11 protein-coding genes are annotated in these 12052 nt (G+C 59.6%); 3 read left to right on the forward strand and 8 right to left on the reverse strand.

Going from position 1 to position 12052, the window contains the following annotated elements; translation table 11 throughout:
• The first annotated feature begins 148 nt into the window (after window positions 1-148).
• Window positions 149-1087, forward strand: coding sequence for an isoaspartyl peptidase/L-asparaginase (locus KF814_18950; GenBank protein ID MBX3238232.1), 939 nt, complete (start codon window positions 149-151; stop codon window positions 1085-1087).
• 40 nt (window positions 1088-1127) lie between these two features.
• A complete protein-coding gene (locus tag KF814_18955) occupies window positions 1128-1556 on the forward strand; it encodes a VOC family protein (protein ID MBX3238233.1) in 429 nt (142 codons plus the stop codon).
• A 21-nt stretch (window positions 1557-1577) separates the two neighbouring features.
• Here KF814_18955 and mtgA read toward each other — a convergent pair whose 3' ends face one another.
• Window positions 1578-2360 (reverse strand): monofunctional biosynthetic peptidoglycan transglycosylase, encoded by a 783-nt coding sequence (gene mtgA, locus KF814_18960; GenBank protein MBX3238234.1) that lies wholly within the window; start codon window positions 2358-2360, stop codon window positions 1578-1580.
• Window positions 2361-2458: 98 nt separating this feature from the next.
• Here mtgA and yihA point away from each other — a divergent pair, with 98 nt between their 5' ends.
• Window positions 2459-3094 (forward strand): ribosome biogenesis GTP-binding protein YihA/YsxC, encoded by a 636-nt coding sequence (gene yihA, locus KF814_18965; protein ID MBX3238235.1) that lies wholly within the window; start codon window positions 2459-2461, stop codon window positions 3092-3094.
• Window positions 3095-3299: 205 nt separating this feature from the next.
• Here yihA and KF814_18970 read toward each other — a convergent pair whose 3' ends face one another.
• The 7 genes from KF814_18970 to KF814_19000 form a co-directional block, all read right to left on the reverse strand.
• Window positions 3300-4259 (reverse strand): peptidyl-prolyl cis-trans isomerase, encoded by a 960-nt coding sequence (locus tag KF814_18970; GenBank protein ID MBX3238236.1) that lies wholly within the window; start codon window positions 4257-4259, stop codon window positions 3300-3302.
• A gap of 152 nt (window positions 4260-4411) precedes the next feature.
• Window positions 4412-5188, reverse strand: coding sequence for a peptidylprolyl isomerase (locus KF814_18975; protein ID MBX3238237.1), 777 nt, complete (start codon window positions 5186-5188; stop codon window positions 4412-4414).
• Between the two features lie 151 nt (window positions 5189-5339).
• Entirely contained in the window at window positions 5340-8813 is a 3474-nt protein-coding gene (mfd, locus tag KF814_18980; GenBank protein ID MBX3238238.1) for a transcription-repair coupling factor, read from the reverse strand.
• A gap of 7 nt (window positions 8814-8820) precedes the next feature.
• Entirely contained in the window at window positions 8821-9303 is a 483-nt protein-coding gene (gene rfaE2 / locus KF814_18985; GenBank protein MBX3238239.1) for a D-glycero-beta-D-manno-heptose 1-phosphate adenylyltransferase, read from the reverse strand.
• Between the two features lie 92 nt (window positions 9304-9395).
• Window positions 9396-10589: a hypothetical protein gene (locus KF814_18990; GenBank protein MBX3238240.1), complete on the reverse strand. Its 1194-nt coding sequence runs from the start codon at window positions 10587-10589 to the stop codon at window positions 9396-9398.
• A gap of 6 nt (window positions 10590-10595) precedes the next feature.
• Window positions 10596-11207, reverse strand: coding sequence for a SprT-like domain-containing protein (locus tag KF814_18995; GenBank protein MBX3238241.1), 612 nt, complete (start codon window positions 11205-11207; stop codon window positions 10596-10598).
• A gap of 55 nt (window positions 11208-11262) precedes the next feature.
• On the reverse strand, window positions 11263-12052 hold a 790-nt coding region (locus KF814_19000; GenBank protein MBX3238242.1), incomplete at its 5' end, for a hypothetical protein.

Below are 12052 nucleotides of genomic sequence, written 5' to 3' on the forward strand. Positions count from 1 at the left end.
GCCATTACGATCCCGAGCAAGACACCCCGTTGTTCCGCAAGCTGTCGGAGAACTTTGAGCTCTGTGTGACTGGACTGGGATTTGTCCGGTCGGACTTGGACCGCATGCAAGATCCTGCCTGCCGTCGCGTGAAAGATCTGCTTCTCAATTGAAACGACCACGACCGGTTCTCCTCATTCACGGGGGCGCGGGACGCCGCGCCTTAACCGTCGCCCAAGCCGCCTGCCTCGAAAGCGCGTTGGCCGAAGGCCATCGTCTGTTGAAGGCCGGTGTACCGGCGTTGTCGGTCGTCGAAGAAGCGATCCGACTATTGGAAGATTCCGGCCTGTTTAATGCCGGGCGCGGTTCCAATCACCAACTCGATGGTGTGCGGCGAATGGACGCTTCAATCATGGAGGGCCGTGAGCTTCGGGCCGGGGCCGTGGCCTCCATCGAGGGCATCATTCATCCCATTGCCGCCGCACGGCTCGTCATGGAAAAAACCGCGCATGTCCTCCTGGTCGGGAAGTCCGCCAGCCGCTTTGCAAACTACTTCGGATTGGAGCGCGCTCCGCGTCCAAGGCGGCCCACGGCGGTCCGGCCCAAGCAATTGAGACCAGCAGCGGGGGTAAGTCGAACGTTGCAGCTGCATCAGGCCATTGTGAAAACCGGCCGCCTTCGTGCAAGGAGCTTAGGGAAGGAAACGGTGGGGGCAGTGGCGTTGGATTTGAAAGGGACCGTGGCAGCCGGCGCATCGACCGGTGGTGTCGATGTCATGTTGCCTGGTCGAGTCGGCGATACGCCGCTCATTGGCTGCGGTGTCTATGCCGATAATGACGCCGGTGCCGTGTCCATGACCGGATTGGGAGAGAGCATCATTCGGGTTGCCGTCGCCAAAGAAATTGCGGATGGGTTGGCGAGCGGTCTGAGCCCGGTGGCCGCGGCCAACCGCGTGCTGCGAAAAGTTGTAGAGCGCGTTCAGGGCGCCGCCGGCGCCTTGGTGCTCTCCCCGGACGGTCGGTGCACGATTCGTCACAGCACCCCGCATATGATCGCCGGGATTATTGGTCCAGACGGACGAGCCATCGTGCGAGACCGGTTTGCCTAGCGTTGTCAGGGGCTGCTAGAGTGACTTGAGGTCACTGCCTATGTCGGCGCTGTTTCATCTTGCCTTTCCCGTCCACGACTTGGCGGCAGCCAAGCAATTCTATGTCGATGGACTCGGCTGTGTGCTAGGCCGGGAATCTCCCACGGCCGTCACATTCGGACTCGCCGGACATCAACTTGTCGCCCACCTCTCCCAGGATAAGATCCAGCGGCAGAAGGGTATTTATCCCAGCCATTTCGGCCTGGTGTTGACGACGGAGGACGAATGGCAGACGTTGGCCGATCGCGCGCAGGCAAACCATCTCGCGTTGTATCAGCAGCCCCGCCGACGGTTTCCCGGAACGCGCATTGAGCATCGCACGTTTTTCCTGGAAGACCCGTCAGGAAATCTGCTCGAATTTAAATATTACGTCCACGAGTCGGCGATTTTCGGAGAGCGGGATTTTTCGACGATAGGGGATTCGGAGTAACGGGCACAAAACAGGCGGAGATCAATCTTCAGGCGTCACCATCACCTCGTGCAAGTCTGACGGGCTGCGATTAATCGAAGGCGCTTTCCGGCCGTTTCCCCGCTCCAGCCAGCGAACGATGTGGCGTTGCCGTCGAGTGAGATAGGCCGTGTGCCTGATCGGGTCATAGCGCCGCGGAGAAGGCAGAATCGCCGCCAGTAAGGCCGCCTCCTCAATTGTGAGATCCTCCGCTGATTTTCCGAAATGGTGCCGCGCGGCTGCTTCCGCTCCGAACACGCCTTGCCCCCATTCGGCGACATTCAAATACAGCTCCAGAATCTGTTTCTTCGTCAAATGGTGCTCCAGGGAGCGTGTGATCAAGGCTTCCCGGGCTTTTCGCAACAGGGACCGCTCGGAAGAAAGATAAAGATTCTTCGCCAGCTGCTGCGTGATGGTGCTGCCCCCGCGTTTGAATTCGCCGACCTCCAGGTTATAGAGGGCCGCATCTTTGATGCCTTCCCAATCGAATCCTTCATGCGCGAAGAACGAGGCATCTTCGGCTGCGACGACGGCACGCTGAAGGGCGGGTGCGATTCGAGATAAGGGAACCCAGGCGAATTTGATGTGCAGCGGATGGCCTTGTTCCTTGGCCTGAGCCCGCCGGGCTTCCATAACCGCCGTTTCCGTGGGGTGATGTTTCGCAAGGCGCGACACGTCGGGCAGCGTGGCCAACCAGTACAAGGCCAAGGCGGCAGCCGGCAAACCAATGAGCACGGTCATCCAAAACAATATGCGCCCGAACCGACTGCCTGTTGACTTGCTCATTCCCTACACTCTATCTATGAATGCACGAGATGGCTCACCAGTCCGTCGTGCTGGCCTAAGGTGGCGCGCATCCCGCATGGCCGTTTCCTGCGAGCATTATGAAACTACTCAGCGCCGAGTTTATCAAAAGTTCCGTCTCTCCAGAACAGTTTCCTGCCGAGGGGTTGCCGGAAATCGCCTTCGTGGGACGCTCTAATGTCGGCAAGTCGTCGCTGATCAATTCCCTGCTGCATCGGAAAAAGTTGGCGAAGGTCAGCAAGACGCCGGGTAAAACGCGGGCCGTCAACTTTTTCACTGTTCGTACATCCGACCAGAAGCTGCCGCTCTTGTCCCTGGTGGACTTGCCTGGATACGGCTATGCCAAGGTCTCCAAGGCCACGCGCGCGCAATGGGGGCCGATGATCGAACAATATCTTGAGCAGCGGCAATCGCTCGGCACGGTGATTCTGTTGATCGAGTCGCGCGTCTGGATGCCGCAAGATGTCATGACGATCCAGTGGGTGCAGTCCCTCGGCTGCGGCCTCATCATCGTACTGACCAAGGCCGATAAGTTGCGGCAGAGCGAGCGGAAGCCAACGCTTACCAAAGTGCGCGTTGCCTGCGGACTGCCGGCGGAGGTGCCGGTTATTCTGTATTCGGCCGAAACCCACGAGGGACGGGACGCGTTATGGGGCGAGATACGCGCGCAGTTTAATGGACTGCGGAAACACGAGTGTGGCACGAGAGAACTTTGATAGCGCGCAGATGTGATATCGCAAAAGAACACGACCGCAGGATGCTCAAAAAGACCGTCCTCTTCGTTCGTCGATCGTGAAACGTCGTTCGTCTTTCGTTGCAGAATCGGCTGCGACGTTCTTGCGAGATACGCTTCACGATTCACGCTTCACGGATCCGGACAGCGAGGCGAGAACGCTGCTGGCGGACTTTTTCAGCATCCTGTTAAAACTTGATCTCGATGTAGGCCTTGTTTTTCAGATCGGCCATCCAAATCTGATATTGGTCTTCGGTCTTCTGCTGAAACACGAGGGACTGGATTTCCGCCTTCACTTGTTCGAACGGGCGAAACTGGCGCGGCTTTTTGTCATCGACGCGCACGATATGCAGCCCCTCAGCCGTTTCTACGATTCCTGTAATCTGCCCCACCGGCACCGAGGTGAGCGCCTGCTCCAGTGCCGGAATCAGTTCCCCCTGCCTAACCAGTCCTAACCGCCCGCCGCGCGAAGCGTCTGCGCCATCGGAAAAACGCAGCGCCAGATCTTCAAAGGGTTCGCCTTGTTTGAGCGTCGCGAGGAGGGCTTCGGCCCGTCCCTGCGCGACGGAGAGGCCGTCCGGTGTCCGCGGTTTAATGAGAATTTGACTCAACTGGTACTCTTCGGGGTAGGCGAAACGATCCTGGTGCTCCTCGTAGTACCGCTTCATTTCCGAATCGGCGACCATAATCAGGCCTCGAACTTCCCGGTCGACGACACGCATCAACGTCAGCTGTTCACGGACGCTTCTGGTGGTGTTGGGGTCTGCCTGGTTGAGGGTTTCGCCCTGCTTCTTCATTTCCTGCACGGCCTGCGTGACTTCCTGGTCGGATACCTCTACGCCCTTGTTCTTCGCGGCCTGGAGCTGCAGCTTGCGCTCGATCATCTTCGTGACGGCCATTGCTTCCGCGGTCTTGAGGCGGCGTTCGAGATCCTCGCCGCTGTACAGTTTGCGAAGGCGCTCCTGATCGGGAAGCAAGTCGCGCTTGAGCTCGGAGAGCATGATCAGGTCGGTATTCACGACTGCGACGATACGGTCTTCCAATTTGGCGGCATCGACAGGACCGGCCGGGAACAGCCCTGCCCAGACGTAAAGGCATAGGCCGGCCAAAGCCGGTCGGCTGAGCGATTGCAGAGAGGTTGGTCTCACGGCGCGGACACAATGAGAAAGGAAAGATAATCGGGCATTCATCACGGTAAGGGGATTGTACACAATCGAGACTTCAGAAAGGGAGCGATCTTGCGATGAAAAGGAAGGAGGCGTGAAGACGGAACGCGGGCAGGAAGCCGTTGCGCAGGGGGTTAGGGGCGCCCTGGTTCATCGGTCACATAACGGGCCGCATCAGCCATGCGAATCGTCGCACCGGTGCGGAGTTCGGCAAAGACATCATCAAGGCGTTTCCGCCGCTTCTCAGCCAGGAGTTCCTGGCGAAGCCGTTCACGGGTGGCCTGGTCGGCCTGTAAAATTTCCGGCTCCAGGGGACTGACCTTCATCAGATAGTAACCCTTGTCGGTCTTGATCGGATCGCTGAGGACGCCGGGGTGCAGCGACGGAATCAACGCGTCCAGTTCAGGCTCCAGCAGGCCCTTTCGATAGGGGCCGAGGTCGCCGCCTTTGGCGCGGCTGCGTTCGTCGATCGAATAGCGCAGGGCAAAGCGGGTGAAGTTCCCGCCGCCTTCCACCTGGCGCTTGAGATCCTTCGCGGCATACACGTTGGGTAGCAGCATGACCGAGACTTGGACTTTTGGATTGGCCAGGAGCTGGTTGGCGTGCTTTTCGAGGTAGGCATCCAATTCTTCTTTGGACACTTCAACCTTGGTCTTGATCCGGTCTTTCAGGAGTTCATCGAGAATCAGCTGCTCGCGATAGCGCAGGGTTTTCTCCCGGATGTCATCCGATTGGTCCAAGCCCTGTTTACGCGCTTCCTGCATTAACAGCTCGCGCATGATCAATTCGTCGAGGAAGCGGCGTTTCCCGCCTTCTTTTTCATACCTGGCGCGGGTCGCCTGGGAGAGTTCTTCCCAGCGGATGTCAAACTCAGCCTGGGTAATGGAGCGGCCGTTGATCATCGCGATCACCGGTTCCTCCTGCGGCGGTTCGGTACAGCCGACCAATGAGCCCAGCGCACACAAGGCTAGCGCGGTGCCGGTCAGTCGTGCCCGCCAGGGGGATATGTCTGGTGTCTGCGGTGATGTCATGCGGTCGGGGCGGAGCATCCTTCTGGGAAGATCAGGTAGAGCCGGTCCGTGGCTCTTGATTGTTGGTACCACAGACGTGAAGGGTTTGCAAGGTTGCGTTGAGTTCTGGAAAGACCAAACTCCAGTCGTCATGCGGCATCTGGAGTTCAAACGACAAAGGCGACAGAAATCGCAGCCGTTTTTTATATCGGTCCATCAGGGCCTGCACAGCGGTTTCCGATACTTTCGCCTTGGGATCGAAGGTGATCACGACTGCATGCGTTTGCTCGACCACCGAACTGAGCCGGAGTTGTTTGGCCAGGAGCCGGATCTGCATGAGTTCGAACAGTCGTTCGACTGGGTCCGGCGGAGGCCCATACCGGTCTTCAATTTCGCCATGCATGAGTGCGAGGTCGCCGAGTTGTCCGCAGGAGGACAACCGTTTGTAGAGCGAGAGGCGTTGATGGCTGTCGACCACGTAGTCTTCCGGAATGTAGGCCGAGACGCTGAGACGCAGGGTAGGGTCCGGCTCCTCTTCGACGACCTGGCCCCTCAGGCGCTGGACGGCTTGTTCCACCATTTGCAGGTAGAGATCGAGTCCGACGGCGGCAATGTGCCCGGATTGTTGTTTGCCGAGCAGATTCCCTGCCCCGCGGATTTCCAGGTCCGCCGCTGCAATCCGGAATCCCGACCCCAACTCGGTAAATTGCTGGATGGCGGTCAGCCGCTTCTGCGCGTCGTCCGAGAGATTGCCTTCATCCGGCACCAGGAAATAGGCGTAGGCCTGTTCACCACCACGCCCCACCCGGCCGCGCAGCTGGTACAGCTGGGCCAGGCCAAACGTATCGGCGCGATTGACGATGATCGTGTTGGCGGTCGGCACGTCGATGCCGGATTGGATGATCGCCGACGCGATCAGGATATCGGCTTCCCGGTGGAAAAATTTCAACATCACGGCTTCGAGGGGTTTGGAATCCATCTGGCCGTGTGCCATCACAATGCGAGCCTCAGGGACCAGTTCCTGGAGCCACGCGCCCATGCGTTCCATGGTTTCCACGCGATTGTGGACAAAGTAGGTTTGTCCACCCCGGCCGAGCTCGCGGAGAATCGCTTCACGGATCGCTTTTTCGCTGAACCGAAGCACTTGGGTGCGAATCGCAAGGCGCCCGGACGGGGGCGTGTCGATGATGGACAGGTCGCGCACGCTGGCCATGGTCATTTGCAGGGTGCGCGGGATTGGCGTGGCGGTGAGCGTCAACACGTCGACCTGGGTACGCAGCTGTTTCAAGCGTTCCTTATGTTTGACGCCGAACCATTGTTCCTCGTCGATGATCACGAGGCCGAGGTTGCGAAACTGCACATCCTTTTGCAAGAGCCGGTGGGTGCCGATGAGCACATCGACCAGACCCGCCGCCGTATCCTTGATGATGGCCTTCGTGTCTTTGGGCGATTGAAAGCGGGACAACAGCGCCACGCGGGTGGGGAAGGGCGCGAACCGTTCGGCGAAATTGTCGTAATGTTGATGGGCAAGCAGCGTGGTCGGGACCAGCACGGCCACCTGCCGGTTTTCTTCGACGGCCTTGAAGGCGGCCCGCATCGCCACTTCCGTTTTGCCATAGCCCACATCCCCGCAGACGAGGCGGTCCATCGGTTTGGTGGAGGCCAGATCTTTCGCAATATCTTCGATGGCCTTCCGCTGATCCGGGGTTTCCTCATATTCGAAGGCCGCCTCAAACTCGTGATACAGCATGCTGTCCTTGCCGTACGACGTCCGATGGACCAGCTCGCGGTTGGCGTAGAGATCGACGAGCTCATGGGCCATTTCTTCGATATCTTTTTTGACTCGCGCCGTCGTTTTTGCCCAACTCGTCCCGCCGAGCCGGTCGAGGCGCGGCACATGCGCGTCGGCCCCTGCATAGCGCTGCACCTGGCTCAGCCGGTCGAGCGGCACATAGAGCTTATCGGTCCCGGCGAACTCGAGCACCAGAAAGTCACTGTCGAAGTCCTGGACCGAGAGCCGGCGCAATCCCTGATATTTCGCGATGCCGTACTGCATGTGGACGACGAAATCGCCGATGTTCAGATCTTCGAGCGAAGAGAGAAACGTGGCCGCTTTGCTCTTGTGTTGCGGTTTGTGCCGGGCACCCTTTGCGAACAGTTCTTCTTCGGTCAGCACGACGAGCCGCAAGTCGGGCGAAAGGAATCCCGACGAGACCTCTCCGTTCAGGACCGAAAATGGGGCCTTCTGCGCGCCGCCTGCGGAAAGGGCCGCGGGTTTCCACTCCATCGCCGGTCGATCGTGCTCGCCGAAGAGCGCGAGCAGCCGGCCGACTTGGCCCTGACTCCGGGCGACCAGCACCACGGGCCCGCCTTCGCGCAGCCGATCGAGGACTTCCAATGTCTGACTAAACGCCGTGCCGCGCTGGCCGAGTCCCACGCTGGCCGGTGTTTGCGCGGGACAGGTCAGCACCGGTTCCCAGCTCGCATCCGGCGCAGTGACCGGCTCCAGGGCAAGGGTCGCATAGTCTTGAGTGGCGGTGACGAGTTGATCCCACGTGAGGTACAGCTGGTCCGGAGTCGGATAGGGATTCGGATCCGTGCGATCTTCGTGACGCAGGTACCCTTCCTCAATGGTCTGCCAACATTCTGCCGTGTGAGCTTTGAGGGCGCCGGGCTGATCCAGTACCAGCACGGGCGGTTGGGGAAAATAATCCAGCAGGCTGTCCATCGCCCCATAGACCGACGGGGCATGCCATTCCGCATCTGCGGCCAAGGGCGTAAGCGCGTCTGGTGCATCGTCTGAGCGAATCAGTTCTCGCGCGGGCAGGACCCAGGCCTGCTTGATCTTATCGGTCGATTTTTGCGTGGCCGGATCAAAAAATCGGATCGATTCGATCGTGTCGCCCAAAAACTCCACTCGCAGCGGGTCCGGATAGGCCGTCGAATAAATGTCGACGATGCCTCCACGAATACTGAATTCGCCCGGGATCTCCACCACCGATCCCTTGCGATAGCCGAGGCGCAACAGGCTCGAGACCAGCACTTCGCGCTCCAGATCGCTGTTCGGTTGAAACTGCAGAATGGCTTCGGTGAAGACCAGGGCTGGCAGCACACGTTGCGTCAGCGCCGGCACGGACGTAAAGAGCACCGTGCGAGCTGTGGTGCAGAGTCGATTGAGCGTCTGCATGCGGCGGGCGACGAGGTCGATGTGGGGCACCGTCGATTCGTAGGGCAGCGTTTCCCATTTTGGAAACAGGGCCAGGTCATCGCCTGATTGTCCGCAGAGGGTCCTGAAAAAGAGCGTGTCGCGATAGAGGCGCTCCGCTTCGTCATCCGTTTTGGCGACAATCAGCCATGAGCGATCGGCGAGAGGTTGTGCCGGTGCGCTCAGCGTGAGGAGGGCGAGACCGAAGCCGGCCGTGGAGCCGTGCAACCCCATCAGGCAGGGTTTGCCGGAGCCGGCTCGAAGGGCTTCTCGCGCAGGCGCGAGCCAGTTCGTGAGATGCGATGGCACTACAGGTGGCACGAAATCCTTATGCCGTGGTGGATCGAATACGTTGTACCAGGGTCGTGGTTGAGACGCCGGGGACGAGAGGAATGGTTTGGACCAGCCCGCCGCGTGCCTCAACTACCTCACGGCCGATGATCCGGTCGAGCGGCCAGTCTCCTCCCTTGACCAGAACGTCCGGTTGGAGGGCTGTGATAAGGGCTCCGGGGTCGGGCTCCGGGAACATGACCACATAGTCTACGCAGGCCAGCGCAGCGAGCACCTCGGCCCGTTGGACATCGGGGACGATGGGACGATCAGCACCCTTGTGCAGGGCGCGTACGGAACCGTCGGAGTTCACACCGACCACGAGCAGATCTCCCAGATCGCGGGCTGCTTGCAGGTACCGGACATGGCCGATGTGCATGAGGTCGAAGCACCCGTTTGTAAAAACGATGCGTTCTTTCCGCTGACGGCGCTCGGCCAGCAGTGGAACCAATTCATCTCGCGTGGTCACTTTTGTAGGCATCACGTTCAGTATCAATCCAATCATGCATCTTAGCAGGATGAAGAAAATGTCCGCCACCACGAATCCGTACCGAGCGTCACGCGCTTGTGAGTTCAGTCGGGCGTGGACCGTTTTCGCTTCTTCTTCCACTCCTCATCCAGAGGAAGGGCGCCTAGGCGGACCACGCTACTGCCATGTCGCTCCATCAGTTTATCCAGCGCGGCCACGGCATCTCGTTGACGGCGATCGAACAGCGGTTCGGGAGCGGGGAGCAGATCCGACAGGCCCAGGCCCACGAGCCGATATCGCGATCGCGGCTGAAGCAAATCTGCCAAGGCCCGGCGAATGTCCGGCCACATGTCGGGGTCATAGTTCAACGGCGTGGCAAACTTCCGTTGCCGCGTGGTGATACGAAAAAACGAATCCTTCAGCTTCAGGGTGAATGAACCGGCAGCCAGACCCTCCAGGCGAAGCTCATGCGCCAGCGTTTCGAGAAACCCATGGATGATCGGTTCCAGTACGGCCGGATCGTTCGTATCTTCATCGAAGGTCGTTTCGTGGCTGACACTTTTAGACTCGCGGTCGGCTACTACAGGATCGGAATCGAGGCCACGGGCCAGCGATTGAAACGATGCCAAGCGGGTGCCTAGGAGGCGTAGGAGAGTTGATTCGAAGCGAGGAAGGAGCAAATCGCCGATCGTCTTTACCCCCAGGCGTTCGACGGCTTCGGTCGATTTCGGTCCCATGCCGGGCAACGAGCGAATCGGCAGCGGGGCCAGAAAAACGGCTTCCGTGCCCGGTTCTATCACCGCCAGGCCGTCTGGTTTATGCGCATCGGCGGCGATCTTGGCGACGGTTTTTCCGGAGGATAGGCTAATGGTGCAGGTGAGACCCGTCTTGCGCAGAATGTCCTCCTTGAGCATCTGCCCTAATGAGCGGGGATTCGGATGGCGAGTTTGCAGTCTCGTCGTATCCGCATAAAATTCATCGATACTGGTCCACTCGGTTTCAGGAAAGAACCGGTTCGTCACCTCTTGGAGTTGACGATGGAGACGTGTATAGAGCGGCCGATCTGGTGGGACGAGGACCAGTTGAGGGCAGAGGCGCAGGGCCTGGATCGTCGGCATGGCCGATCGCACACCGAATCGTCGAACCGCATAACTGGCGGCCGCAATAATTCCGCGCGGAGGCGGACCTCCCACGGCGACTGGTTTGCCCGCCAATGATGGATCGGCCAGCACCGCGGCTGACGCGAACATGGCGTCGATATCGCCGAACAGAATTTGTCGAGGCCAACGAGCGGACATGAAACCCTAGCTCGACTGGAACGGAAGACTGAATTGCCTGCCCATGCAACTCATCGGGATCGATTCCGGTTGCGGCTCATCGTGTACGACCGCGAACTCGCAGAGCGGTCCCCGGCAGGCTCCACAGAGGTGCCGACGTGGTTGAATGGTCCGGCGCTGGCGCCGGTAAATCGAGCCGCATTGTTGGCAGCGCCAGGCATATTTCGCCAACGCCGCGACCTCTTTGCCCAAGGAATGGTAGATCGTGATGCCGAGGCCATCCTGGTTCATGCGCGCCATCATGCGGCGAAAGTCCTGACCATGATTCGGACGACGCTTGAGCACATCGTATTGCCACTGATGGATCATTTCATGCGCCAGCGTCGTCATCGTTTCGCGATCCAGGTCAAGGTTTTGAATTGGTAGGAGGACCGACGACAGCTTGATGCAGCGGCGTCGCGTCTGATCGATGGTGCTCTGCATGTGCGTATGTCTCGGGCCGACCCGGCACACGAACATGCCCGCAGAGGAAGTCAGCCGCCGGCTCCATTCGATGGGAATCGGCGGTAAGGCGCCCTGAAAATATCGACGGTTGAGGTCGGTCCACAGGGTGAGGAGCGGTTCGACAGAGGGTGCCATGTTGATCACAGAACGATACAGCGGCCGTGCGAGGAGAACGCGTACTATTCCGGATTTACCGGCCGGACAATTCTTCAATGACGGCGGCGGCCAACAGCGGCACCATGATTTCGTGATGACCGGTGAGGGCGTAGCCTTTCCCGCCTTTCTGAGTTGGGCGGCGCACGACGTTGGTCATGGGACGATAATGTGTGAGGAAATCCATGTTGACGGTCGTGATGTTCGTCAGCGAGTGGCCGAGATTGCGTCCCAGCGACACGGCTTTCAAGAACACTTCCGGCAGGATGACAGCAGATCCCAGGTTCAGGTAGACCCCGCCTTCCATCCCGGAGACTACGGCGGCCAAGCGGCGGAAGTCGAGCAGTGACCCTGCGCCGATCGCCGAGCCGTCGGCGGACGGATGCATATGGATGATGTCGGTGCCGACGGCGACGTGGACGGTGACGGGAAGGCCCAGTCTGGCTCCCGTGGCCAGTAGGCTAGTCGCGCGGTTCGGAAACTGTTGCTTGTGACGATTGATGTAGAGGCCGAGTGATTCCCCGAGGCCCAGGCCCTCTTTCATGCCTAGCGTAATGGCTTCGTTGAGCATGCGGCCGGTTTCTTCCGCCATGCCGAATCGACCGGAATCGATCTCCGCGTCGACTTCCTCAGAGGTGTGCCCCATGAAGGCCAGCTCGAAGTCGTGGATGATGACGGCTCCGTTCATAGCCAGCGCAGTCACGATGCCGCGCTCTATCAGGTCCACGAGCAGCGGCCCCAATCCGACCTTCACAACGTGGGCGCCCATCCCGACGATGACCGGCCGGCCTCGACGATGAGCCTTTGCAATGGCCTGTGCCACCTCC

The sequence above is a fragment of the Nitrospiraceae bacterium genome, assembly GCA_019637075.1.
Taxonomy (GTDB): domain Bacteria; phylum Nitrospirota; class Nitrospiria; order Nitrospirales; family Nitrospiraceae; genus JAHBWI01.